Here is a 25,605-nt window from a genome sequence, read left to right on the forward strand (position 1 = left end):
GCACGAGGCCGTCCTGGGCCGCTGGTATCAGCGGGCTGCAGGTGGCACGGGTTCGGCCAGGCTGTCGTTGTCCATCGTCAGGTAGACCAGCACCAGCAGCAAGGTGATGAAGAAGCGGAAGGCATCGGGCACGCCGTTCCACTCCTTGGACATCCACATGCCAAACCACTCGCCGCCCACCGACATGAAGCCCACCTGCCAGGTGAGAAAGCCCAGGGTGAGCCCCGCAATCGCCCATTTTTTGGCGGCGCGAAAGCCGGCGGCATCGGCATGGCGGGCCCGCAAGAGCTTGCTGCCCCCGATCCAGCACAGCACGGCCGTCAGCGTTTCCAGCGCAATGATGCCGGCATAGCCCAGGCGGTGGAGCCATTGCGCCTCGATGGCGCGGTACATGATGCCGTTGCCGGGGAAGGTGGTGTCCATCAGGAACACATGGTGCACAAAGGCAAAGTTGGTGGCGTAGTCGGTGATATTGCCAAAAGCCACCAAGGTGGCGAAGAAAGCCATGGCCAGCACCATGGCGGACTTGGACAGACGAATCATCATTCGAAGCTCCAGACGTGAGAGAGTGAGAAAGGGATAGGAAAAAGACAGACGGATGCCGTGGCGCCGAACGACAAGGTTCGGCACCTGATCCATCAAAGATGTGCCAACGCAGCGTTGGCGGGGAGGTGTGCAAGAAGCACGCAGGCGCGCAGATCGGGACTGGAAAACCTGAAGCCGGCAGCGGGTCTGGGAAACACACAGGCCGACGGGATCGAATGTCGCGCCAGGAGGGAGGCTGGATTCTGCCAGCCTGTGATGGCGGCTGTCAACGCCGGCCGTTCCGACCATAAAAAAAACGCACTGCCCAAGGGGAGTGCGTTCTTTGTAGCAGCCGGGCGCGGGCCCGGCAGGGGATCAGCGAGGCGCGTTCAGCAGACGGGTCACATCGCGGTCGTTGGGCAAGGCATAGTCGTAGCCCGACAGGATGCGGCTGTCTTCGGTACGCACCAGCTTGAGACTGACGTAGGTGAAGTTGGCCGCCGGCGAGAAGGTGCCGACCAGCACCATCGAGGCGTTCTGGCTGCGGGCGATGTCGCGCATCTCCCGCGACAGCAGCAGCTCGCCGGTGCCTTCGCGCACATACAGATCGGTGCGCAGCTTGACTTCCTTGACGTAGAAGCCCCGGGCAGCCATCTGGTTGGCATAGATCTCGGACAAGGTGCGGCCCAGGGGCGACGAGGCGCCCATGTTGTTCACGTTGACCACGGTGGCCACCAGCACCGGGCCGGTTCCGGTCGACTGCGGCGCGACCGAGGCGGTCAGCTTGTTGATCGCATCCTGGCTGTTGGCCAGGAAGATGCTGGCATCGGCGGACTGGTAGGTAGGCTCGCTGCGCACCGTGCTCACGGGCTGGGCAGGCTCGGTCCAGCTGGCGCAACCCGCCAGCACAGTGGCACAGGCCACAGCAGCAAGGGTGGTCAGTCGCCGCATCATTGGTTCACCACCTTCATGTTGACGGCGCGGTAGGCTTGCGTCTTGGCGAACTGGCCAACCGTGGCGTTGTCGACATAGTAGACGTTGGACTTGCGCGCGACGTACTGGCCCTGGCGCAGCACCGTGGTGGTCAGCAGCACTTCGGAGTAAGCCGGAGCGCCAGCGATGGTGGCGGCCTGGTAGTCGGTGCCGATGGTCGGGCTCACGCCAGCGATGGCCTGGCCGTTGTCGCCTTCATAGGCCCAGTTGCCAGCCTGCTGCAGGTTGTGGTGCACGATCTTGGCGTCGTAGCTCACCTCCAGTTGCTGGCCCGGGGTGGTGTAGACCGATGCGCCATGCTGCACCAGCTTGGTCACGACCAGGTCGTGGAACACGCTGTCAAAGGCGCTGGCGTTCTGTGGCAGGGCCACATACAAGGGCGTCTTGGCGTTCAGACCATTGCGCTCCAGCGTCGCCAGGGTGTCAGCGACCACTTCGCTGGCCATCAGGTCCCAGTGGCCTGCGGCACGCACCTTCATCTGGGTTGGCTGCGCATAGTTGGCGCCGTATGGAACGGGCGCCTCTACCGCGCAACCCGTCAACGCAAGCACGGCGCTTGCCAGCGCCGCCGCTCCGATGGTCTTTTTCAAAGCCATGTTTCCCTCCTCGGAATTAGATAGCCGACGGGCCAACACCCGCCCAGGCTTGCATCCATTGTTGTAGATGTGGTGGTGCCAAGACAAGAGAAACGATCCAAAGTGCGAACAGAGCCATGCATTTTGTTGTTTTTGCTCACACTTTGGAACGGTCATTTGCCCGCCCTGAAAGCTCAGCCTGCGGCGCGCTTTTGCAGAATTTCGAAAGCTGGCAAGGTCTTGCCTTCCAATACTTCCAAAAACGCACCACCTCCGGTGGAGATATAACCAATCTTGTCTTCGATGCCGTACTTGGCGATGGCGGCCAAGGTGTCACCACCGCCGGCAATGCTGAACGCGGGCGACTGGGCAATGGCCTGCGCCAAGGTTTCGGTGCCGTGCGCAAACGCATCGAACTCGAACACGCCCACCGGGCCGTTCCAGACGATGGTGCCGGCCTTCTTGAGCTGCTCGGCCAGGCGGGCGGCCGTCTCCGGGCCGATATCCAGGATCAGGTCGTCATCGGCCACATCGGTGGCGCGCTTGATGGTCGCCTCGGCATCGGCAGCAAAGGTCTTGGCGACGACCACATCGGTCGGAATCGGCACATCGGCACCGCGAGCGGCCATCGCATCGATCACCGCCTTGGCATCGCCGACCAGGTCGGCTTCGGCCAGCGACTTGCCGATGTTCAAGCCCGCAGCCAGCATGAAGGTGTTGGCGATGCCGCCGCCGACGATCAGCTGGTCCACGTTGCTGGACAGCGATTGCAGGATGGTCAGCTTGGTCGACACCTTGGAGCCCGCGACGATGGCCACCAGCGGACGCGCTGGCGCTGCCAGTGCCTTGGTGATGGCATCGATCTCGGCCGACAGCAGCGGGCCGGCGCAGGCGGTCTTCGCGTACTCGGCAATACCGTAGGTCGTGCCTTCGGCGCGGTGGGCCGTGCCAAAGGCGTCATTCACATAGATGTCGCACAGCCGGGCCAGCTTTTGCGCCAGCGCGGGCAGGTTTTTCTTTTCGCCGACATTGGTGCGGCAGTTCTCCAGCATCACGACCTGGCCGGGTGCCACGTTGACGCCATCGACCCAGTCGGCGATCAGCGGCACTTCGCGGCCCAGCAGCTGGCCCAGGCGCTGGGCGACGGGGGCGAGTGAGTCCTCGGGCTTGAAGGCGCCTTCGGTGGGGCGGCCCAGGTGGCTGGTCACCATCACGGCAGCGCCGGCCTTCAGCGCCATCTCGATCGCAGGGACCGACGCACGCACGCGCGTGTCTTCGGTGATCTCGCCCGCGTCGTTGAGCGGCACATTCAGATCGGAGCGGATGAAAACGCGTTGGCCTTGCACCTTGCCTTGGGCACACAGGTCGGAGAAACGAAGGATGTTCATGGGAATGGCTACCAAAGAGTCTAGAAACTGGGGCACAGGCCTTGGGAGCGGCCGAGCATGGCCGCCATTGTAGAGGCCTGCCCAGCCTCTCCCAAGCTGGCGGTCGCGCCGGCGTCTCTTCGCAGGTTTACCAGCCCAGGCCGATATGCAAAGGCAGGTAGACCGCCATGCCCACCACAATCGTGCCCAGGATGCCGCGCTTCTTGAAGTAATAAATGGTCGCGCAGATCACTGCCGGAATGCGGGCATCGAGCAGGGTCTTGGTCAGTTCGCCCTTGACCATCAACAGCTCCGGCGCAATGACGGCCATCAGGGCCGCCAGCGGTGCGTATTTGAGGCCGCGCTTGAGCCAGTCGGGCAACGGCAGCTCGTTCTTCGGGATCATGAAGAACGCACGGGTGACCACGGTGATGACGGTCAGGCCCACAATGGCGGTCAGCTGGTACAGCAGATCCCAGTCGTCCTGGCTCATCGCACATGCTCCTCACGCACGGGCACGGCTGTCGTGCCATCGTCGGGCTGCTCGGGCCCGGGCGACGGCAGCGGCTTGTTCTTGGCGACGACCACGATCTTGGGCTTGCGGCCGCGCTGGTCCACCGCCTCGACCAGGAGGCCGATGGTGACGGCGCAGGCAATTGCTACCAGGATGTTGAGCTTGAGCGGAATGCCGTAGGCCGCAATCGCCGCTGTCGCGGCCACCAGCGCCGCTACCTTGGTGGCGCGGTCGATCAGCATCGAGTACAGCACGCCCAACAGCGCCAGCACGCCGGCAAAGCCCAGGCCCCACTCCAGCGGCACCACATTGGCCAGCAGGATGCCGGCGATCGAGAAGCCCTGCCAGGTGATGAAGTTGAGCGACGAGGCGCCCCAGAAGTAGTACACCTGCTGGGGCTTGGCCACCGGCGCGGTGTAGCGGCGCATGAAGGCCACAAAGATCACATCACCGCTGAAATAGCCAATGCACAGGCGGTGCCACAGCGGCAGGTGCGCAAAATAGCTGCGCCACATGCTCGACAGAATGACAAAGCGCAGGTTCACGCAGGCCGCCGTGAACCAGACCACCCACATCGGCGAGCCCATCGCCATCAGCGGCAGCACCGCCAGTTGGGCGCTGCCGGCATAGACCACCAGGGACATGAAGATGGCCATGGGCGCGGAGATACCCGCCTTGACCATCGCCACGCCAGTGACCAGCGCCCAGGCCGCAATGCCCACGGCCGTGCCCGACATGTCGACCACGCCGGCACGGAAACTGGGGTGGTCGATCGCGCGGCGCCGGTGGTGCAGGCTCATGGAGCTGCCACGGATGGCCTGCCGTCGCCCAGAACCTGGCCGGGTTGCAGCGCATGGCCGCGCAGAAAATCTGCGGCCTGCAAGCGCTTGCCACCGGGCCGCTGCAGTTCGCTGATGCGCAACGCACCTTCGCCGCAGGCCACCACGATGCCTTGGTCATCCGCCACCAGCACCTGGCCGGGGACGGCCTCGGCGGGCGAATGCCGCTCGGGCTGCGCCGCCCAGATCTTGACCACCTCGTCTCCCACGTGGGTAGAGGCTGCCGGGAAGGGGTTGAAGGCGCGCACGCGGCGATCGATCTGTTCCGCTCCCATTGACCAGTCGATCGCGCTTTCGGTCTTCTCGATCTTGTGCGCGTAGGTGATGCCTTCTGCCGGCTGCGGCTCGCGCTGCAGGCGGCCTTCGTGGCTCAAGGCCAGCGCCTGCACCAGCATGCGGCCGCCCAGCGCTGCCAGCTTGTCGTGCAGGCTGGCGGTGGTGTCCCGGGGGGCAATGTCCAGCGCCTCGACCAGGCACATGTCGCCGGTATCCAGACCCGCGTCCATCTGCATGATGGTGACGCCGGTCTGCGCGTCACCGGCCTCGATCGCACGGTGAATGGGTGCGGCACCGCGCCAGCGCGGCAGCAGGCTGGCGTGGATGTTGAGACAGCCCTTGGCAGGCAAGTCCAGCACCCATTGCGGCAGGATCAATCCGTAAGCCGCCACCACCATCACATCGGGCTGGGCGGCCAGCAGCGCTGCGCGCGCGGCGGCCGCTTCTTCGGGGTATTTGCCATCCAAGCGCAGGCTGAGCGGCTGGCTGACGGCAATGCCGTGCGCCAGCGCGCACTGCTTGACTGGGGAGGCCTGCAGCTTCATGCCTCGGCCGGCGGGCCGGTCCGGCTGGGTCAACACCAGCGGCACCTCATGACCGGCGGCCAGCAGCTGCTCCAGCGCCACACGGGCGAATTCCGGCGTGCCGGCGAAAACTACTTTCATGTCTTTTCAGGGGGAGTAAGGGGCAAGCGGCGATCCGCCCAGGCACAGCGGCACTCAGTCACGCTGGCGGGGCTCGGGCAGGGGCTCATCGATGAACATCAGCTTTTGCACCACACCTTGCGGATCGACGTGCACATGCGCGAATCGCTTGATGCCATTGTCCCAGAATCGGTAGGTCCAGACCTGTCCCGTGAAGCTCCAGACCCGGGTGATTTCCATCGGCGGGCCAAAATCCTGCAGCAGCTGCTGCTGCGTGAACTGGCCCAGCGGGATCGCGCCAAAGTTGCCGGCCGTCAGCACCTGGGTGGTCGTCTGCAATTGGCCATCGGCACCAAATTGCAGCTGGTAGGCCTCGCGCCCCATCGGCTGGGTGGTGTAGAGCCAGCGCTCACCGCCGCCATCGAGCTTTTTGACGGTATTGGCAGGCCCCAGCTTGCTCAGCACCTCCTGCTGCGGGGTGCCGGGCTTGAACTGGGTCGGATAGGCGCAGCCAGCCAGGGCCGCGCACAGGATGAGCAAGGCCATCGCGCCCCACGCGCGGCCAGGCAGCCAGCTCCGTGAAGATCGCGTGGTGCCCATATCAGCCCTTGGCGTCGGCCAGTTCGCGCTTTTGCTGCTTGACCAGCTTGGACTTGATGCGGTTGCGCTTGAGCGGCGACAGGTACTCGACAAACACCTTGCCCAGCAGGTGGTCCATCTCATGCTGGATGCAGATGGCCAGCAGACCTTCGGCGTCGATCTCGCGGCTGTTGCCGTGCTCGTCGAGCGCCTTGATCTTGACCGCTACCGAACGCTCCACGCCGTCGTAGATGCCGGGTACCGACAGACAGCCCTCATCGCCGACCTGCTTCTCGTCACTGGCCCAGATGATTTCCGGGTTGATGATGGCCATCGGCTCGTTGCGCTCTTCAGAGACATCGATCACCACCACGCGCTCATGCACGTCGATCTGCGTGGCTGCCAGGCCGATACCGCTGGCGTCGTACATGGTGGCCAGCATGTCCTGGACCAGGGTACGGATGCGGTCATCGACCACGGCCACGGGCTTGGCGACCTTGTGCAGACGGGGATCGGGGTAGCAGAGAATCGGGAGGATAGACATAGTTTTCACTTGTGAATGTCGTTATTTTCGCCACTTTTGCGCTTCAATGCCCGGATGCCTTGCAATAATCATTGATCGATCAAGGGCTTGGCCCGAGAATCAGAGGCAATTACAAACATTGACAGTAGGCCCACTGTGGCCTGCCAGCGACTGAGAGGGAGTCACCCGGCCATGCGAGCATCCACCACGCCCCTGTTCCACCAGCTGCGCAGCAGCGCCATTGCAGCCGCCTGCATGGCCTGCGCCGGCCTGAGTGCCTGGGCCGCCACGCCGGCTGCGCAGCTGCCGGTCACCGCGCAGCAACGCAGCACCGCCCAGCAAGTGGCGGCGCAGGGCATCCCCGAGGCCGAGCTGGCCGCCAATGCACCCGATACCTATGTCGTCAAGCGTGGCGACACCCTGTGGGACATCTCGCGCGTCTACCTGCAGCAACCCTGGCGCTGGCCCGCGCTGTGGGGCATGAACCTGCAGACCATTGCCAACCCGCACCTGATCTACCCCGGCCAGACCCTGTACCTGGAACGCCGCAATGGCATGGCGCGTCTGGTCACGTCGCGCTCGGGCGAGGAGGAAGTCATCCGCATCTCGCCACGCGTGCGCAGCGAAAGCCTGTCCGGCACCGCGCTGCCGGCTGTCAACCAGCGCCTGATCGAGGCCTTCCTGGTGGAGCCCGAGGTGCTGTCCGCCGGCGAGAGCGAAAAAGCCCCGCGCCTGGTCGGTGCCGCGCAAGAGCGCGCGCTGCTGTCGCCCGGCGACCGTGTCTATGGCCGCTCGGCCGACCAGTCGCTGGAGATGGGGCAGGAGCGCCAGTACTACCGCGTGTTCCGCAATGCCGTGCCGATGACCGACCCGGAAACCAATGCCATCCTGGGCTATGAAGCGCAGTACCTCGGCAAGGTGCAACTGATGGCGGGCGAGCGCCAGGAGACGACCCTGGACGCCAAGGGCAATGCGCACACCGATCCGGTGCCCGCATCGCTCGATATCACCGCAGTGAAGGAGGAAATCCGCGTCGGCGACAAGCTGCTGCCGATGCCGCGCATCCAGGTCACCAGCTATGTGCCGCATGCGCCCGATGAGCATCTGCAGGGCAGCGTGATGTCGATCTACGGCAGCAACAGCGTGGCCTATGCATCGCGCAACAATGTGATCGCGATCAACCGTGGCCAGGCCGACGGTGTCGAGCTCGGCCATGTCTTCCGCCTGATGACACGCGGCGCGCGCATCAAGGACAAGACCGACAGCGACCAGACCGTCATCAAGCTGCCCAACGAAGCCAATGGCCTGGCCATGGTCTTCCGCACCTTCGACAAGGTGTCCTACGCGCTGATCCTTGAAGCCAAGGAAGGGGTGAAGGTCGGCGACGCGCTGATCTCGCCCGACTACCGCCCCTGACGCAGTGGACGGCACCGCAGCGCTGGCCCCATGACCGAACAAGAGCTGCACGACTGGATACGCCTGGCAGCAACCCCTGGCCTGGGGAACACCGGCATCCGGCGTCTGCTGGCGCGCTTTGGCCTGCCGGGTGCGGTACTGGCCCAGACTGCGGCACAGTTGGAGAGCTGCATCACACCTGCGCAAGCGCGGGCGCTGCTGAACCCCAGCGCTGAGCTGCAGGCGCTGCAGGCCACCACCTGGAGCTGGCTGGCCAGCGCGCCAGCACCTTTGGTGCGGCATGTGCTGACCCTGGGCGACGCCGGCTACCCGCCCGCGCTGCTTGAAACCGCCGACCCGCCCGTGTTGCTGTACATCACCGGCCATGCCCGCTGGTTCGAGGGGCCAGGTCTCGCATGGCCGCACAAGGCGCTGGCGATGGTCGGCAGCCGCAACCCCACGCCACAGGGCGTGCAGAATGCCTGTGCTTTTGCCCAGACCCTCGTGCGCCAGGGCATCACCGTCATCTCCGGCATGGCGCTGGGCATCGATGCCGCTGCCCATGCCGGTGCGCTGGAAGCTGCAACCGGCCGGCAGCCCGCCACCATCGCCGTGATCGGCACTGGCATTGACCGGGTCTACCCCCGCGCCAACCATGCGCTGGCTGCACAGATTGCCGAGCAGGGCTGGATCGTCAGCGAATACCACCTGGGCACACCCCCGCTGGCGCAGAACTTTCCCAAACGCAACCGCCTGATAGCGGGTCTGGCGAGCGGCACCTTGGTGGTCGAGGCTGCGACCGCCTCGGGATCGCTGGTCACCGCCCGCCTGGCCAGCGAGCAGGGGCGCGAGGTTTTTGCGATCCCCGGCTCCATCCATGCGCCACAGAGCAAAGGCTGCCATGCGCTGATCCGCCAGGGCGCCAAGCTGGTGGAATCGGTGGAAGATATTCTGGAAGAACTGCCTGCGTTGGGCGCTGCGGCCCGGGTGCCAGCCGCAGAACCTGCGCCGGTGGATACCTCTGGCGCAGCGGCCAGCAACGATAGGCATGAAGACCAGGGCTTGCTGCAGGCACTGGGTTTTGACCCGGTCGATCTGGACAGCCTGTGCAGCCGTACCGGCATCGATATCGCCCGCCTGCAGATTCAGCTGCTGGAGCTGGAGCTGCAAGGCCGGGTGGCGCGCCTGCCGGGCGGCTTGTTCCAGCGCCTGGCGGCAGGCTAGACCCGCAGCCGCTTACTGCAACAGCCGTTCGGGGTTGGCCTCGATCTTGGCCAGCGCATCGCGCGCGGCACGGGCCGTGATGCCTTCGGCATCGCGCGGCAGCAGCAGGCCGGCCTGCAGGTAATGGCCCATGCGCCGCATCTGGAAGAGAAAGCAGGAGCCGCTCAGCGCTGCAAACAGGTGCAGCTGCTTGTGCTGGCTGTGCCAGACGTACTGCACCTGCAGCGGACTGGCATTGTGGTCCAGCAGGAACCAGTTGCCCAGCGACAGATTCTTCGCCCACTCCAGTACCTCGGGCTGCACCAGCGCGCCATCGTCGGCAATCACCTGGATGCTGCTGGTGTCGATGCCCAGCATCAGCTCGATGCTCTCGGCGCTGAGCGGATACTCTTCGGTCACCACCTCGTCGAGTGCGTCTTCCAGATGGGCCAGGCGCTCTGCCAGCGCAATGATGCGCTCCTGCGGGATCTCATTGGTCTTGGCCAGGAAGGCCTCGGCCACGATATCCATCAGGCTCTTGATGATTTCGTCCTGGCGCTCGCCGACGATGTTCGACAGGGTCAGGCCCTGGCGCAGCACGGTCTGCAACAGCGGCAGCTGGCGGATCACCCGGGCGCGCTCTTCCTTGCTGGGCTTGGCCGATGCCGACCAGACCAGGTCCAGCGCCGCCTTCTTGAATTTCTGTGTGTTCTCGTGCTCGGCACCGAAGCGGATCGCCGACATCGCCAGCACATCGGACCACTGCTTGAACAGGAACTCCCGCACATCGCTGTCGACCGGCATCTCCAGCAGCATGTCGCGCAGCTGGATGGTGTACTGGATGGCCAGCGTCTCCTTTTGCTCGATCTGCTGGGCCAGGCTGACCAGTTCGCGCGCGGTCGCGGTCTGGCCGGTCAGGTTCTTTTCGAGGAATTTCTGGAATTCCTTGAGCACCAGCTGGAACACGCGGCTGCCGGTGTCCGGGTACTGCTCGATGACCTGCACGACCCGCTTGACCTCGGCCTCCAACGTCGTGCCATTGAGCGCGGCCGCCTCAAAGCCCAGCACGCAAGCGCCCATGCGGTCGATCAGCTGGCGCGCCGGGTGTTCGGTGTCGTTGAAGAACGCCGGCTCGGCCAGCGCCACGCGCAGCACCGGCACCTGCAGGCGCGCAAACCAGATGCGGATACCGGCCGGAATGCGGTCCTCGTTCAGAATGCTCTGGAACATCAAGGCGATGATCTCGATGATCGCCTTTTCCTCGTCGGACGAGGCCACGCTCTTGAGCGCCGAGGACTGCTGGCGCACCGCCAACGCCACCGGTGCCACCACCTGGACGGCGTCCATATCGTCATCGGCCGGCGCGGTATGGAACCAGGCCGACTGGATCGCCGTGGGCGGCGACACCAGTGCGTGCTGCAGCGCCGGCGAGATCACATAGCCACCCGCTGCCCCCAGCGATGCGCGCACCGAGGTGGGGCCACCATTGGAGCGGCTACCGGCAACGCCCTGCAAGAACCCGCGCAGCTGCGCGAGCACGCCCTGGCTCTTTTGGCGCGCTGCGCCGATCGCGGCCCAACCGGCACCGCCTGCCGGCATCAAGCCCGAGGGCATGCTGGCGACACCGGAGACCGCACCCGCTTGTGCTGCCGCCATACCCGCCAACTGCTGGGCAGCAGCGGCAGCCATGGCGGCGGCAGCCGCTGCGGGGCGTTCGGTTTCCGTGCGTTTGATGCGGTAGCTGCGCAGCTCGTCTTCGGTGGCAGCGCCTTGCTCGTCGTAGAAGCGCCGGACCGCCGTGTAGACGCTGATGCCCAGCGGTGCCAGGATTTCCAGCATCGGCGCCCACAGCAGATCCAGTGTCTTGCGGCTGAGGCCTGCCGCCTCCCAGGCCTCGATCAGGCGCAGGCACCAGGTCTCGGGCCGCAGGGCGTCGGCGGGGCCCAGCTCCTGGTCTTCCAGAAACTGGGTCACGCGGCGCACGCTGTTGAGCTCGGCTGCGACCAGCTCCAGCAGCTGGGCTGCCAGGCGCGAGGCGATGATGCGCCCCTCGATGGCTTCGTTGCTGACCAGCTCCAAGCTGGTGATGGTCGGGGGCGCAGCCACCGGCTCGGGGGCCGGCTCGCCAGCCAGCAGGCTCTGGCGCAGCAGCTTGTTGGCGCTGTCCAGCCAGGCTTGCTGGCGGCTGTCAAACTCGGCAATCGCGGCAGACAGCGCCACATGCGAGCGGGAGGGATCGGTGCTGGGCCGCGCGATGATCTGGAGCAGCTCGGCGCGCAAGCGCGCCGCCACCCCGGGCAGACCCGCGCACAAACCACCGACAAATCTCAGCCGCGCTTCACGGGCGAGCTTTTTTTGCCAGCTGCGATGATGCGAAGGTGCAACAGCCACAGAAATCCCATCCCTTTATCGATCTTTATACCGTGGCCCCGGCATTGGGGTCGTTCGGGTCCAGGTCCTTCTGGCTGACCTTGACCAGGTCTTCCCGCTTGACGCCCAGCCACATCGCGATGGCCGCGGCCACGAATACCGACGAGTAGATACCAAAAAGAATACCAATGGTCAGCGCCAATGCAAAGTAATGCAAGCTGGCGCCGCCAAAAAGAAACATCGACAGCACCATCGCCTCGGTCGAAGCGTGGGTGATGATGGTGCGGCTCATCGTCGAGGTGATGGCGTGGTCGATCACTTCGGGCGTGCTGAGCTTGCGGAACTTGCGGAATGCCTCGCGGATCCGGTCAAAAATCACCACCGATTCATTGACCGAGTACCCCAGCACCGCCAGTACACCGGCAAGCACGGCCAGCGAGAACTCCCACTGGAAGAAGGCGAAGAAGCCCAGGATGATCACCACGTCATGCAAGTTGGCAATGGCAGCGGCGACACCGAACTTCCACTCGAAGCGCATCGCCAGGTAGATCACGATGCCCAGCACCACCGCAGCCAGCGCCATCAGGCCGCCGTGCACCAGCTCCTCACCCACAGAGGGGCCCACGAACTCGCTGCGCAGCAAGGTCACGCCGGGGTCGGCCGCCTTCAGCGCGCCCATGACCTTCTCGCCCTGCTGGGCCGTGGTCACGCCTTTTTCAATCGGCAGGCGAATCATCACGCGGTCGGCGCTGCCCACGTTCTGCACCAGGATGTCCTGGTAGCCGAGCGAGGCGACCTGTTCGCGGATCTTGCCCACATCGGCAGGCTGCTCGTAGGCCACCTGCATGACGGTACCGCCGGTGAACTCCACCGACAGGTGCAGGCCACGGGTGGTCAGGAAGAACACCGCCAGCACGAAGGTGATGACCGAAATCGCGTTGAGCACCAACGCGTATTTCATGAAAGGGATGTCTTTTTTGATACGGAAGAATTCCATGGTCTTCCTCCTTAACGTTTAGCAGATGCCACGGAGCGGTGGTCTTCGCCCTCGGGCTTCCAGACCTGGCCGATCGACACGCTCTTGAGCTTCTTGCGGCGGCCATACCAGAGGTTGACCAGGCCACGCGAGAAGAACACGGCCGAGAACATGCTGGTCAAAATGCCGATGCAGTGCACCACGGCAAAGCCGCGCACCGGGCCGGAGCCGAAGGCCAGCAGCGCCAGGCCCACGATCAGGGTGGTGACGTTGGAGTCGAGAATCGTGTGCCAGGCATGTTCATAACCGGCATGGATGGCCGCCTGGGGTGACGCACCGGCGCGCAGTTCTTCGCGCACCCGTTCATTGATCAGCACGTTCGAGTCAATGGCCACACCGATGGCCAGCGCCATGGCGGCAATGCCCGGCAGGGTCAACGTAGCCTGCAGCATCGACAGGATGGCCAGCAGCAGCAACACGTTCACGCCCAGCGCAATGGTCGAGACCACGCCAAAGACCATGTAGTAGATGCACATGAAGACGGCAATCGCGATGAAGCCCCCCACGATGCTCTTGATACCGGCTTCCACGTTCTCTTTACCCATGCTCGGGCCGATCGTGTATTCCTCGATGATTTCCATCGGCGCGGCCAGCGAGCCGGCGCGCAGCAGCAGCGAGGTATCGCTGGCTTCCTTGGTCGACATGCTGCCCGAGATCTGCACGCGGCCGCCACCGATTTCGGAGCGGATCACCGGGGCGGTCACCACTTGGCCCTTGCCCTTTTCAAACAGCAGGATGGCCATGCGCTTGCCAATGTTCTCGCGCGTGACGTCCTTGAAGATGTTCGCGCCCTTGCCATCCAGGGTCAGGTTGACGGTCGCTTCATGGGTCTGGCTGTCAAAGCCGGGCTGCGCGTCGTTCAGGTTCTCGCCGGTCAGGATGACCTGCTTTTTCACGACGATGGACTGGCCATGCGGGTCGCTGTATTTTTCAGAGCCAAACGGCACGGGGCCGGTGCCCATTTCGGCCGCGCGTGCGTCCGAGCTGTCGTCGACCATGCGCACTTCCAAGGTAGCGGTACGGCCCAGGATGTCCTTGGCCTGTGCCGGATCCTGCACACCGGGCAGCTGCACCACGATGCGGTCGGAGCCTTGCTGCTGGATCACCGGCTCGGCCACGCCCAGCTCATTGATACGGTTGTGCAAGGTCGTGATGTTCTGCTTGAGCGCTTGCTCTTGCACGCTGCGCAGCGATTCAGGCTTGATGTTGGCCCGCACCACATAGGCGCCGCCGGTGCTGACCACATTGGCCTGCAGGTCCGGCATGGTGTCCACAATCAGGTTGCGCACCGTCGTGGCGGTGGCCTCGTCTTGCAGGCGCACTTCCAGCGACTGGCCTTCGCGGTTCACACCGCCGTGGCGAATCTTCTTGTCGCGCAGCGCCAGACGCACATCGCTGGTCAGCGCTTCGGTGCGCTTGGTCAGCGCCGCCTGCATGTCCACCTGCAAGGTGAAGTGCACGCCACCGCGCAAGTCCAGACCCAGGTACATGGGCTTGGCATGCAGGGCGGTAAGCCAGGCGGGCGAGCGGGAGATCAGGTTCAGCGCCACCACATAGGAGGGGTCGTTGCTGTCCGGGATCAGCACGCGCTCGAGCACGCCCTTGGCCTTGAGCTGCTCGTCTTCCTTGTCGAAGCGGGCGCGGATCGAACCGTTTTCCAGCGCGATACTCAGCGGCTTGACGTCGGCATCGGCCAGCGCCGATTCCACGCGCTGCTGCAATGCAGAATCCACGGTGACAGTGGCCTTGACCGAGGCGACCTGGACAGCAGGCGCCTCACCAAAAAAGTTGGGCAGGGTGTAAACAACCCCTACCAGAAGCGCGATCACAATGATCGCGTACTTCCAGACCGGATAACGGTTCATGATCGCGCTCTTACCTTACGCAAAATAGAAGGCGCAGCCATGCTGCGCCAATTGCTGTTTCAACGATGGATTACTTCAGCGTACCCTTGGGCAGCACCTGCACCACAGCACCACGCTGCAGTTGCACGACCACGCCCTGGGCCAACTCTACTTGCAGGAACTGTTCGTCCAGGCCCACCACGCGGCCCACCAGGCCCCCATTGGTGGCCACTTCGTCGCCCTTGACCAGCGCATCGATCATGGCACGGGCTTCCTTTTGGCGCTTCATCTGAGGACGGATCATCAGGAAATACAGCACCACAAACATCAGCACCAAGGGCAGCATGCTGGTGAGGGTGGAGGTCATGCCGCCGGAGGCAGCAGCAGCCGGTGCGGTCTGGGCAAAAGCAGAAGAGATAAACAAATGAAGCTCCCAACGTGGATGCAGGCCTTGCCTGGATGACCAAAACCAAGACCCAAAGAGAAGCATTGTATGCGTGCCCCTCTGCGAACACCCAGGCAATACCTTGGATGCCTCTGGTTTTTCCGGTTGTTTTCATGGAATTAAGCAGCTTTCATGCCAGCGCATTGGTAGAAGCCACTATGGCAGATACTGCCGCTTAAGTGGTATTTACGCGCCAAAGTCGCCGCGAGCACCGCCCTGCTCCACGCGCTGTGACAAATTTGTCACGCCCGTTTGCTGCAGCCGCTGACAAAAAAGCCGCCTGGCTTGGCGCACAGGCGGCTCGATCCACTCCCTTTCACCCGTCAACCGGGCTTCATACCTGTGCCGGTTCGGGCTTGGCAGCAGCCGCGGCTGCCGCTGCGTCATCGGCAGGCGCACGCCAGCGTGCCATCAGCTGCTGCCATTTGCTGCGGGCGGCGGCCAGGTGGCGTTCCTTGACATGGCCGTAGCCGCGGATGTCTTCGGGGATGCTGGCGATTTCCACCGCCAGCGCCAGGCGCTCGGCGCTCAGGCGCTGCAGCAGCTCCTCGATGCATGCCCGGTACTCCTGGATCAGTGCGCGCTCGGTGCGGCGCTCTTCGGTGCGGCCAAAGACATCGAGTGCGCCGCCGCGCAGGCCCTTGAGTCCTGCCAGCACACCAAAGGCCTTGCGCATCCAGCCGCCGTAGGCCTTCTTGACCAGCTCGCCCTTGTCATTGCGCTTGGCCGTGGTGGGTGGCGCCAGGTGGTGCACGATCTTGTAGTCGCCCTCGAACATGCTGGCAATCTTCTCGCTGAACTCGGCCGTGGTGTGCAGGCGCGCCACCTCGTACTCGTCCTTGTAGGCCATCAGTTTGAACAGGTAGCGCGCCACCGCTTGCGACAGGCGGGTGCTGCTGCCCAGCCTGGCTTCGGCCGCATGCACCTTGTTCACGAAGGCTTCGTAGTCGGCGGCATAGGCGCTGTCCTGGTAATCGGTCAGGAAAGCCACGCGCTTGGCCACCAGCTCCTGCAACGAGGGCTTCTTGACCAGCTGGATCACCTGCTGGGCGGCAAACATGGCCTGCACCTGGGGCAGGTTGGCGGCGCACTGGCGGCCCCATTCAAACGCAGCCTTGTTGTTGTCCACCTGCACGCCGTTCAGTTCCATCGCCCGCATCAGCGCGGCATGGGACAGCGGCACCCGGCCCTTTTGCCAGGCATAGCCCAGGATCAGCGGGTTGGTATAGATGCTGTCGCCCAGCGCCTGGGTCGCAATGTGCTCGGCATCGAACATGCCCACACCCTCTTGGCCCACGGCCGCCAGGATCGCCGATTCGCAACCCGCCTCGGGGAACTGCCAGTTCGGGTTGTGCACGAAGGCCGCCGTGGGCGCGCCATGGGTGTTGAGCGCCACAAAGGTACGGCCCTGCTGCATGGCAGCCAACGTGGTCTTGTTGGCCGCGACGATGGGGTCGCAGCCGATGACCAGGTCGGCCTTGGCGGTGTCCACCTTGGTGGTGTAGATCGCGTCGGGCGAGTTGGCGATCTGGATATGGCTCCAGGTCGAGCCGCCCTTTTGCGCCAGACCGGCCGCATCCTGCGTGACCACGCCCTTGCCCTCCAGGTGGGCGGCCATGCCCAGTAGCGAGCCAATGGTGATCACACCCGTGCCGCCCACACCCGCCACCACAATGCCCCAGGCCTGGGTGGCCACGGGAAGGACGGGATCGGGCAACGCAGGCAGCTTGGCCATATCGCCCTTTTTCTCCTTCTTGGCCTTTTTGAGCTGGCCGCCTTCGATGGTGACAAAGCTCGGGCAGAAGCCCTTGACGCAGGAGAAGTCCTTGTTGCAGGTGCTTTGGTTGATCTTGCGCTTGCGGCCAAAATCGGTCTCGACCGGCTCCACCGACAGGCAGTTGGACTGCACCGAGCAGTCGCCGCAGCCTTCGCAGACCGCCTCGTTGATGATGACGGTCTTGGCCGGCGTGGCCAGCGTGCCACGTTTGCGGCGGCGGCGCTTTTCGGTCGCGCAGGTCTGGTCGTAGATGATGGCCGTCGTGCCCTTGAGCTCACGGAACTCGCGCTGGATGCGGTCGAGCTCGTCGCGGTGGTGCACGGTCACACCGGCGCCCAGCTGCACGCCGTCATACTTTTCCGGCTCGTCGCTGACGATGACCAGCTTCTTGACCCCTTCGGACAACAGGCTGGTCATGATCTGCAGCACCGAGTGGCCCTCGGGGCGCTCGCCCACGCGCTGGCCACCGGTCATCGCCACCGCGTCGTTGTAGAGCACCTTGTAGGTGATATTCACGCCCGAGGCAATGCTCTGGCGGATGGCCAGCAAACCGCTGTGGAAGTAGGTGCCATCGCCCAGGTTCGAGAAAATATGCTGGTCGGTGGTGAACGGCGCCTGGCCGACCCAGGTCACGCCTTCGCCGCCCATCTGCGTGAAGGTGCTGGTGTTGCGGTCGGGCATCCAGTTGACCATGTAGTGGCAGCCGATGCCGGCCACCGCGCGGCTGCCTTCAGGCACGCGGGTGCTGGTGTTGTGCGGGCAGCCGCTGCAGAACCAGGGCAGGCGGTCCACCGACTCCTGCTTGCTGTCCTTCAGACCCTGTTCACGCGCGGCAATCACCTGCAGGCGCGCATCCATGCGGCGCACGATGTCGTCGGGCACGCCGAGCTTCTTCAGGCGCTTGGCCAGCGCCTGCGCAATCAGCGCCGGGGTCAGGTCGGCCTTCGGGCGAAGCAACCAGTGGTTGCTGGGGTTGGGCACCGACCACTCGCCGCCCGAGTGGTCGCCCTCGATCTCGTCGAACTTGCCCAGCACATGGGGGCGCACATCGGAGCGCCAGTTGTACAGCTCTTCCTTGAGCTGGTACTCGATCATCTGGCGCTTTTCCTCGACCACCAGAATCTCCTGCAGACCCATCGCAAAGTCGCGGGTAATGGAGGCCTCCAGCGGCCAGACGACGTTGACCTTGTGCAGCCGGATGCCCAGCTGGCGGCAGGTGTCATCGTCCAGGCCCAGGTCGATCAGCGCCTGGCGCGTGTCATTGAAGGCCTTGCCGCTGGCGATGATGCCAAAGCGGTCATTCGGCGTGGAGATCACGTTGTAGTTGAGCTTGTTGGCACGGATATACGCCAGTGCCGCATACCACTTGTAGTCCATCAGACGCGCTTCCTGCTCCAGAGGCGCATCGGGCCAGCGAATGTGCAGGCCGCCAGGCGGCATCACAAAGTCATCGGGGGTGATGATGTTGACCCGGTCCGGGTCCACCGAGACGCTGGCCGACGACTCCACAATCTCCTGGATCGTCTTCATGCCCGACCAGACGCCGGAGAAACGGCTCAGCGCAAAGGCATGCAGGCCCATGTCCAGGATGTCCTGGACGCTGGAGGGAAAGAACACCGGCGAGCCCACGGCCTTGAAGATATGGTCACTCTGGTGGGCCGCCGTCGAGGACTTGCTGATGTGGTCATCGCCGGCCAGCGCAATCACGCCGCCGTGCTTGGCCGTGCCGGCCATGTTGGCATGCTTGAACACGTCCACGCTGCGGTCCACGCCCGGGCCCTTGCCGTACCAGATGCCGAAGACACCGTCGAACTTCTTGCTCTGCGGATACAGGTCGAGCTGCTGCGTGCCCCAGACGGCGGTGGCGCCCAGTTCTTCGTTGACGCCGGGCTGGAACTCGATGTTGTTGTCCTTGAGGTGCTTCTTGGCCGCCCACAGCGCCTGGTCGTAGCCGCCCAGAGGCGATCCACGGTAGCCGCTGATGAAGCCTGCGGTGTTGAGACCTTCCAATGCATCGCGCTGGCGCTGCAGCATCGGCAGGCGAACAAGGGCTTGCACCCCGCTCATGAAGGCACGGCCATGGGCCAGTGCGTACTTATCCTCAAGCGTGACGGTTTCCAGCGCTTTGCGGACGGACTCGGGGAGTGAGGCATTCATCGTCTTGTCTCCTGGGGAGAGCCCCCGGTGGCCGCTTGTGGCAGGTCCGGGATTGTGGGGCGTTATAAGAAGCTGGAACCAAGTCCAGCAGGCGGGGCAAAACACCCCAGCCTTCATCGCTGCAGTGTATGACGGGCAGCGAGAATAAAGTATTCTTTTCCTTGCCGGGGTTTACCTAGTATTTGAAAGAATCTTGCTCAATAATGACAATAAATGAACCAAATTGACAAATTCGACTGGGCCATCCTCTACGAGCTGCAAAAAAACGCCCGTTTGACGAATGCCGAACTGGCCCAGCGTGTGGGCCTGTCGGCCGCGCCCTGCTGGCGCCGGGTGCGTGCGCTCGAAGAGGCCGGCTACATCACCGGCTACCACGCAACCCTGGACCGCCACAAGCTCGGCCTCGGTGTGCTGGCCTTTGTGCGCGTCGATGCCGCGCAGAACACCGCCGACATCACCTTGCGCATGGAGGAATCGATCCGCCTGCTGCCCGAGGTCACGTCCTGCCACTACATCAGCGGCGCGGGCACTTTCGAGCTGCAGGTGGTCGCCAAGGACCTGGAGAGCTTCTCCAGCTTTATCCGCAACGTGCTGCTGCACCTGCCCAACGTGAAAGACGTGCACACCACCTTCTCGCTGGGCGAGGTCAAATCCAGCAGCGCCCTGCCGCTGCCGATGACGGCAAACCCCAAGGGCACGCCTTCGCGTTGATCCCCTTTCCTATCCGAGCCGCCACCATGCAAAAGGCCAGCCTGGGCGGCTGGCCTGGGTGGCTACTATTTGCGGAGATCAGCGCTTGGCCACGCCCCTGGGCCACAGCACCCACAGCCGCAGCGGCTGCTTGACCCGGCCGGCAAAATCGCCCGCCTCATGGCCCCAGCCGGCAAAGTAGTCGGCGCGCACGGCACCCAGGATGGCACTGCCCGTGTCCTGCGCCATCACCAGGCGGTTGAGCTGCACGGTGGGCCCGGTGGAAGACAGCCAGACAGGCGTGCCGTAGGGAATGCTGCCCCGGTCCACCGCAATCGATCGGCCCGGGGTCAGCGGCACACCCTGGGCGCCATTGGGGCCAAACTCGGCATCCAGTGGCGACAGCGGCTCTTCCCTGAAGAATACATAGCGCGGGTTGCTCCAGAGCAGCTCATTGACACGGGTCGGGTTGGCGGCAATCCAGGCCTTGATGCCCGGCCAGGTGGCATCGCGCACCAGGCCCTGGTCCAGCAGCCACTTGCCGATGCTCTTGTAGGGGTGGTCATTGGTGGCAGCATAGGCCACGCGGATCAGGCGCACCGAGCCATCGGCTTCCTGGATGCGCACCCGCCCCGAGCCCTGGATGTGCAGCACCATCGCGTCGACCGGGTCGTTGACCCAAGCAATGACCTTGTCCTGCAGCTCGGCCTGCACCTGCGGCAGGGTCTCGATCTGCTGGCGGCTGAACCAGGGCTTGCGCGAGCCCAGCGTGGCCGGCGACCGGTACAACGGGATCGAATAGCCGTTGCCTGGCTGGCGCGTGCCATCGAGCATGGGCTCGAAATAGCTGGTCAGCATGCCGTCGGGGTTGCCGTCAAGCGATTCGACGCGGTAGGGCTGAAAGCGCGACACCATCCAGGCGCGCTGCTCCTCGGTCGAGGCCAGGCTCATGCGCCGCACCTCGGAGCAGAACTGCGCAAACGGCGCGGGCGGGCGGCTGCAGCTCTTGATCCAGGCATTCCAGGCATCGGCCAGGTTGTCCTGCTCCAGACCGGGCACCGACGACCAGTGCACCGGCACCCAGCGGCTCTTGGCCTGCTGGATCGCCGGGGGCAGCGGCTCATTGGCATCGGGTGGCAGCACCTCGATGCTGCCCGATACCGGCGGGCGGGTGGTCGGCGAAGACGGCTGGTCCAAAGGGACTTGGCTGGAGCAGGCGGCCAGAATTCCTACAATCGCAGCCATCGACAGCGTACGTAAGGAGCGGGTACCGATGGGACTGATATTGCTGGAAGCGCTATTGGCGTTGGTCATACTGGTGGCGATCGTCTGGTGGACGATGTTTGCCGGTCGCAAAAAAGGGGAAATCGTAAGCAAAGATGAGCAGCCTCCTCGCGACTAGCTTGCGCAAATCGTAGGACATGGCCGCTCATTGCCGTCATTTTTACCATTTTTGAACTTTGTCTCTGGCATTTGGCAGTTCTACTGCCCACAATTTGCATCCACGGCCGTCCCCATTTCCGGGGATGCCCTTGCATCAGAGGAGTTCAAGCATGCGTAAACAAATTCTAGTCTCTGCCGTTGCCAGCCTGGCCATTCTGAGCGGCTGCGCCAACATGTCCGACACGCAACGCCAGACGGCCACCGGCGCCGGCGTGGGTGCCCTGGGCGGCGCTGCCGTCGGTGCGATTGCTGGCGGCCATGCAGGCTCGGGCGCCGTCATCGGCGCGGGCATCGGCGCACTGGGCACCTACATCTGGTCGCAGCACATGCAAAAGCAAAAGCAGGAGATGGAGCAAGCCACCCAGGGTACCGGTGTGGTGGTGACCCAGACGCCGGACAACCAGCTCAAGCTCGACATCCCCAGCGACATCTCGTTCCAGACCAACCGCTCGGACATCCAGGGCAACTTCGCCCCCATCCTGGACCGCTTTGCCGAAGGCCTGCGCAACAACCCCAACGCCCAGGTGCGCATCATCGGCCACACCGACAGTACCGGCAACGACGGCATCAACGACCCGCTGTCGCTGGCCCGTGCCGAGAGCGCACGCAACTACCTGACGCAGCGCGGCGTGAACGGCGCGCGTATCCAAGTACAGGGCATGGGCTCGCGCCAGCCCGTGGCCAGCAATGACACGCCGGCCGGCCGCGCGCACAACCGCCGCGTCGAGATCTATGTGGGTGAGGTGCAGCAAGGCCGCTAATACCAGGCTGTGCGGAATGCACAAAGGGCGCCAGTGGGACTGGCGCCCTTTTTTGCGGGCCTTGCGCTGGCGGCTGTCTCAGGCCAGGTCGCGCAGCAGGTTGGCCAGCTCCACCGCTGATTTGACCTGCATCTTGTCAAACACCCGGGCGCGGTGCACTTCGACCGTGCGCACGCTGATAGTCAATTCATCGGCAATCAGCTTGTTGGGCAGGCCATCGATCACCAGGCGCATGACCGCCTGCTCGCGGTCTGTCAGCTCGGCCACGCGCTCACGCACGCCTTGCTGCGAGCGCAAGGTTTCCAGGTAAGCGCTCGATGCCTGCAGCGCATGCTCGATGCGGTCGACCAGCACATTGTCGGAGAACGGCTTTTCGCAAAAATCAAAGGCTCCGCGCTTGACGGTGGCCACGGCTGTCGGCACATCCGCATGGCCGGTCAGGAAGATCACCGGCAAGGCGGCAATCACATCCATCTCGACCAGGCGATCAAACAGCGCCAGCCCGCTCATGCCGGGCATGCGCACATCCAACAGAGCGCAGGCCGGGTCCACCTGCGGCGGGCGGCTGCGCAGCATGGCTTCAAAGGCCTCGGCCGACGCAAAGCTCTCGCTCAGCAAACGGCGCGAGCGCAGCATCCAGGCCAGCGCATCGCGCACCTCGGCATCATCATCGACGATATACACGGTCGCATTCACTAGCGGCTGCATCTCTGAACTTTCAATCGTTGCGCCAGGTTGGCAGGGTAAAACTGAAGATGGTCCCACGGGGCTGGTTGGGCAGGTAGCGCAAATGGCTGCCATGCTGCTCCACGACGGTGCGGCACAGGCTCAGCCCCAGCCCCATGCCCTCGTCCTTGGTGGTGAAGAACGGCGTATACAGACGCGCGGCCACCTCCTCGGTGATTCCCTCGCCCACATCGGCCACGACAAACTCCACCCAGGCCCGGCCATCGCCGCTGGGCGCCAGCCGTACCAGCATCTGCAGCACCCGCGGGTGCGTGCCGCCATAGTCCATGGCCTGCATGCCGTTGCGGCTGAGGTTGAGCAGCACCTGCTCGACCATGGTCCGGTCACAGAAGACGGCCGGCAAGCCGGGCGCCAGCTCGGTGGCCACATCGACATAGAGTTTACGCGCCTGCAGCCGCACCAAGGGCAATACCGCATCCATCAGCTCGGAGGCCTGCACAAACTCGCGCGACTGGTCGCGCCGGCGCACGAAGCCGTGCACGCTCTTGATGACCTTGCCCGCGCGCTCGGCCTGGAAGGCCATGCGCTGCACGGCCATGCGTACATCGGGCAGGTGCTCCTGCACCTCATCGGGCGAAGCGCCCTCGGGCAGCAGGTTCATGATGCCCGTCGCATAGCTGGAGATGGCGGCCAGCGGCTGGTTGAGCTCATGGCTCAGCAGCGAGGCCATCTCGCCCACCGTCGCCAGCCGCGCGGTGGCCTGCAGGCGCTCCTGCGAGGCGCGCGAGAGTTCCTCGACCCGGCGCTGCTCGCTCATGTCGACAAAGGCGCTCATCCAGCCGGTATGCAGACCGGCGGCATTGATCAGCGGTGCCTCGAAAATCAGCACCGGAAAGCGCCGGCCATCCTTGTGCATGAAGGTGGACTCATAGCCCTCGCGCGGCGGTGGCAGATGGCCCGACAGGCGGATCTGCTGGCGGCGTGCGTATTCAGGCGCCATCTCGGGCGGCCAATAAGGCGTGGCCTTGCTCGGATCCAGAATCTCCTCGGCCGAGAACCCCACCATCTCGCAAAACGCCGGGTTCACATAGGTGACCTTGCCATGCAGATCGCGCGCGCGCAGCCCCGTTACCAGCGAGTCCTCCATCGCCTTGCGAAAGGCCAGTGCGTCGCCCAGGTCGCGCTCAGCCTTCAAGCGGCGGCGGTTGTCCCGCACCAGCACCACCAGCACGGTGATCAGCGCGATCGACATGCCGGTGACCAGCGCGGTGAGCACGTTTGGGAAGACGTTCGGCGCCGCATGCCAGCTGTCCACCCGCAGCATCAGCGCCACGCCGGGCAGATCGAGCAGCTGGTTGGAGGTGAACACCCGCGTGCCGCGCCGCGGGGTGCTGACGATCGCCAGGCGCGTGCCATCGGTCTCGGTGAAGGACAGCTCATGGTTGCGGCGCAGGCTCTCGTTGACCAGGTCCGACAGCACGTTCTGCAGGATGTAGGTGGCCACGGCAAAGCCGTGCAACTGGTCGCCAGTGATCACCGGCACGCACAGCTCGAGCAGCTCCAGCCCGGTGCCATTGCCCTGCGACAGGAAATAGCTGCCCGCATACGAGGCGGCACCGGTATTGCGGGCACGCAGGCAGGCGGTATGGCTCTCGGTGTTCATGCCGGTGCGGTCAATCGCCGACCATTGCAGGCTCAGATAAGGCGACTCCTCGCTGGCCTCGATCTGCAACTGCGGGTTGCGCCACTCGATATGGGCAAGATCGCGCTGGTTGCGCAGGATGGTCGCGGCCGCCGACTGCCAGGCCATCACATCGCTGTCATAGCGTGGCATGCTGCGCAGGCGGTTGACGTTGTCGTTGAACAGGCTGCGGATGTCGCTGACGGCATCCTGGGCCTCCCGGTCCAGGCGCTGCTGCACTTCGGAGATCTCATAGCGCCCCGCCAGCCAGACCTGGGTGACCAGGGTGCCTGCCACCAGCAGCACCAGTGCCGACCACAATGACCAGCGGCGCCAGCTCTGGTGCCAGCGCTGCGCCAGTGCCTGCGCCCAATGCGCCATCAGCATACGCGGTGCTGCAAGGCCGGCAGTTGCTGGCGCCAGCGCTGCAGCTGCGCCCAATCCAGTTCGGCCAGCACCACGCCAGGCTCGCTGGCCTGCAGCGCCATCACCTCACCCCAAGGGTTGATGGCCATGCTGTGGCCCCAGGTGCGGCGGCCGTTCTCATGCTGGCCGCCCTGGGCTGCTGCCAGCACATAGGCCAGGTTTTCTACGGCCCGCGCGCGCAGCAGCAGCTCCCAGTGGGCCTGGCCGGTGGTGTAGGTAAAGGCGCTGGGCACCAGCATCAGCTGCGCACCGGCCTGCGCATGCAGGCGGTACAGCTCGGGAAAGCGCAGGTCGTAGCAGATGCTCAAACCAATGCGCCAGCGGTGGCCATCGCGGCTGGGCAGGTCAAACTGCACCGGGGTGCTGCCCGGCGCGATGACCCGGTGCTCGTCATAGGACTCGCGCTCGTTGGCATAGCAAAACAAGTGCATCTTGTCGTAGCGCAGCACACAGTCCCCCTGCGGGTTGTAGACGCAGCTGCTGTTGTAGACATGGTCGGCATCGGGCCCCTGCAATGGCAGGGTGCCGCCGACGATCCACAGGCCCAGGCTGCGGGCGCTGTCAGCCAGAAACTGCTGCATCGGGCCTTCGCCAAAAGCCTCGGCCAGTGCCAGCTTGTCGGTATCGCGCTGGCCCATCAGACAGAAGTACTCGGGCAGCACCGCCAGCTCCGCGCCGGCGGCGGCGGCCTGCTGCAGCAACTGCCAGGCCTGTGCGCGGTTGTGCTCCCAGCGCGTGCTGGTCACCATTTGGAGTGCGGCTACTTTCATCGATGCATCCTGCAAGAGAAACTGGCAGCTATTATCCGTAAGCTCCGACCTGGGGCGGCACTTGCGGATATCGAAGGTGACTCAG

The 25,605-nt window shown here is 64.5% G+C and carries 23 protein-coding genes; 5 read left to right on the plus strand and 18 right to left on the minus strand.

Annotated features, from left to right (window positions below):
* Positions 1–27 precede the first annotated feature (27 nt).
* The 9 genes from AB7A72_RS12480 to def form a co-directional block, all read right to left on the minus strand.
* Positions 28–546 (minus strand): DUF2165 family protein, encoded by a 519-nt coding sequence (locus AB7A72_RS12480; RefSeq protein ID WP_369460166.1) that lies wholly within the window; start codon positions 544–546, stop codon positions 28–30.
* A gap of 354 nt (positions 547–900) precedes the next feature.
* Entirely contained in the window at positions 901–1,479 is a 579-nt protein-coding gene (locus AB7A72_RS12485; protein ID WP_239809803.1) for a FlgO family outer membrane protein, read from the minus strand.
* Positions 1,476–2,114 (minus strand): hypothetical protein, encoded by a 639-nt coding sequence (locus tag AB7A72_RS12490; RefSeq protein WP_369460167.1) that lies wholly within the window; start codon positions 2,112–2,114, stop codon positions 1,476–1,478. The genes AB7A72_RS12485 and AB7A72_RS12490 overlap by 4 nt, the downstream gene beginning before the upstream one ends.
* A gap of 173 nt (positions 2,115–2,287) precedes the next feature.
* Positions 2,288–3,481 (minus strand): phosphoglycerate kinase, encoded by a 1,194-nt coding sequence (locus AB7A72_RS12495; RefSeq protein WP_239809805.1) that lies wholly within the window; start codon positions 3,479–3,481, stop codon positions 2,288–2,290.
* A 127-nt stretch (positions 3,482–3,608) separates the two neighbouring features.
* A complete protein-coding gene (locus AB7A72_RS12500) occupies positions 3,609–3,953 on the minus strand; it encodes an AzlD domain-containing protein (protein WP_369460168.1) in 345 nt (114 codons plus the stop codon).
* Entirely contained in the window at positions 3,950–4,774 is an 825-nt protein-coding gene (locus tag AB7A72_RS12505; RefSeq protein WP_133856333.1) for an AzlC family ABC transporter permease, read from the minus strand. Before AB7A72_RS12505 ends, AB7A72_RS12500 begins: the two co-directional genes overlap by 4 nt.
* Positions 4,771–5,754 carry a methionyl-tRNA formyltransferase gene (gene fmt / locus AB7A72_RS12510; RefSeq protein ID WP_369460169.1) on the minus strand — a complete coding sequence of 328 codons (984 nt, stop codon included), beginning with the start codon at positions 5,752–5,754 and terminating at the stop codon, positions 4,771–4,773. The genes AB7A72_RS12505 and fmt overlap by 4 nt, the downstream gene beginning before the upstream one ends.
* A 54-nt stretch (positions 5,755–5,808) precedes the next feature.
* Positions 5,809–6,279, minus strand: coding sequence for a hypothetical protein (locus tag AB7A72_RS12515; RefSeq protein ID WP_312411842.1), 471 nt, complete (start codon positions 6,277–6,279; stop codon positions 5,809–5,811).
* A 55-nt stretch (positions 6,280–6,334) separates the two neighbouring features.
* Positions 6,335–6,856: a peptide deformylase gene (def, locus tag AB7A72_RS12520; protein ID WP_239809809.1), complete on the minus strand. Its 522-nt coding sequence runs from the start codon at positions 6,854–6,856 to the stop codon at positions 6,335–6,337.
* A gap of 171 nt (positions 6,857–7,027) precedes the next feature.
* On the opposite strand from def, the gene AB7A72_RS12525 reads away from it, so the two are divergent.
* Both AB7A72_RS12525 and dprA read left to right on the plus strand, forming a co-directional pair.
* The gene (locus AB7A72_RS12525) at positions 7,028–8,251 is read left to right on the plus strand and encodes a LysM peptidoglycan-binding domain-containing protein (RefSeq protein WP_312450866.1); all 1,224 of its coding nucleotides are present in this window, start codon (positions 7,028–7,030) and stop codon (positions 8,249–8,251) included.
* 30 nt (positions 8,252–8,281) lie between these two features.
* Positions 8,282–9,454, plus strand: coding sequence for a DNA-processing protein DprA (gene dprA, locus AB7A72_RS12530; protein ID WP_369460170.1), 1,173 nt, complete (start codon positions 8,282–8,284; stop codon positions 9,452–9,454).
* A 12-nt stretch (positions 9,455–9,466) separates the two neighbouring features.
* Here dprA and AB7A72_RS12535 read toward each other — a convergent pair whose 3' ends face one another.
* The 5 genes from AB7A72_RS12535 to AB7A72_RS12555 form a co-directional block, all read right to left on the minus strand.
* Positions 9,467–11,824, minus strand: coding sequence for a DUF1631 family protein (locus AB7A72_RS12535; protein WP_239809812.1), 2,358 nt, complete (start codon positions 11,822–11,824; stop codon positions 9,467–9,469).
* Between the two features lie 25 nt (positions 11,825–11,849).
* Positions 11,850–12,800, minus strand: a complete 951-nt coding sequence (gene secF / locus AB7A72_RS12540) for a protein translocase subunit SecF (protein WP_239809813.1) — start codon at positions 12,798–12,800, stop codon at positions 11,850–11,852.
* 11 nt (positions 12,801–12,811) lie between these two features.
* Complete coding sequence (gene secD, locus AB7A72_RS12545) at positions 12,812–14,704, minus strand: protein translocase subunit SecD (RefSeq protein WP_312527983.1); 1,893 nt, start codon at positions 14,702–14,704, stop codon at positions 12,812–12,814.
* A 70-nt stretch (positions 14,705–14,774) separates the two neighbouring features.
* Complete coding sequence (gene yajC / locus AB7A72_RS12550; protein ID WP_021026469.1) at positions 14,775–15,107, minus strand: preprotein translocase subunit YajC; 333 nt, start codon at positions 15,105–15,107, stop codon at positions 14,775–14,777.
* Between the two features lie 355 nt (positions 15,108–15,462).
* Positions 15,463–19,062, minus strand: a complete 3,600-nt coding sequence (locus AB7A72_RS12555) for an indolepyruvate ferredoxin oxidoreductase family protein (protein ID WP_312450878.1) — start codon at positions 19,060–19,062, stop codon at positions 15,463–15,465.
* Positions 19,063–19,275: 213 nt separating this feature from the next.
* Here AB7A72_RS12555 and AB7A72_RS12560 point away from each other — a divergent pair, with 213 nt between their 5' ends.
* A complete protein-coding gene (locus AB7A72_RS12560) occupies positions 19,276–19,773 on the plus strand; it encodes an Lrp/AsnC family transcriptional regulator (protein WP_021026471.1) in 498 nt (165 codons plus the stop codon).
* A gap of 78 nt (positions 19,774–19,851) precedes the next feature.
* Here the strand turns inward: AB7A72_RS12560 and mltA are convergent, their stop codons facing one another.
* Positions 19,852–20,997: a murein transglycosylase A gene (gene mltA / locus AB7A72_RS12565; RefSeq protein WP_373449129.1), complete on the minus strand. Its 1,146-nt coding sequence runs from the start codon at positions 20,995–20,997 to the stop codon at positions 19,852–19,854.
* A 28-nt stretch (positions 20,998–21,025) separates the two neighbouring features.
* On the opposite strand from mltA, the gene AB7A72_RS12570 reads away from it, so the two are divergent.
* Positions 21,026–21,154 (plus strand): hypothetical protein, encoded by a 129-nt coding sequence (locus AB7A72_RS12570; RefSeq protein WP_021026473.1) that lies wholly within the window; start codon positions 21,026–21,028, stop codon positions 21,152–21,154.
* Between the two features lie 151 nt (positions 21,155–21,305).
* Positions 21,306–21,956, plus strand: a complete 651-nt coding sequence (locus AB7A72_RS12575; protein WP_133856321.1) for an OmpA family protein — start codon at positions 21,306–21,308, stop codon at positions 21,954–21,956.
* Positions 21,957–22,034: 78 nt separating this feature from the next.
* On the opposite strand, the gene AB7A72_RS12580 is transcribed toward AB7A72_RS12575, so the two are convergent.
* Genes AB7A72_RS12580 through AB7A72_RS12590 form a run of 3 tightly spaced genes read right to left on the minus strand, consistent with a single transcriptional unit; the run spans position 22,035 to position 25,520 of the window.
* Positions 22,035–22,664: a response regulator transcription factor gene (locus AB7A72_RS12580; protein ID WP_239809817.1), complete on the minus strand. Its 630-nt coding sequence runs from the start codon at positions 22,662–22,664 to the stop codon at positions 22,035–22,037.
* 10 nt (positions 22,665–22,674) lie between these two features.
* Complete coding sequence (locus tag AB7A72_RS12585) at positions 22,675–24,705, minus strand: two-component system sensor histidine kinase NtrB (protein WP_312528279.1); 2,031 nt, start codon at positions 24,703–24,705, stop codon at positions 22,675–22,677.
* Complete coding sequence (locus AB7A72_RS12590; RefSeq protein ID WP_369460171.1) at positions 24,705–25,520, minus strand: carbon-nitrogen hydrolase family protein; 816 nt, start codon at positions 25,518–25,520, stop codon at positions 24,705–24,707. Before AB7A72_RS12590 ends, AB7A72_RS12585 begins: the two co-directional genes overlap by 1 nt.
* Between the last annotated feature and the right edge of the window lie 85 nt (positions 25,521–25,605).

This window comes from Comamonas sediminis, from assembly GCF_041107495.1.
Classification (GTDB): domain Bacteria; phylum Pseudomonadota; class Gammaproteobacteria; order Burkholderiales; family Burkholderiaceae_C; genus Comamonas; species Comamonas sediminis.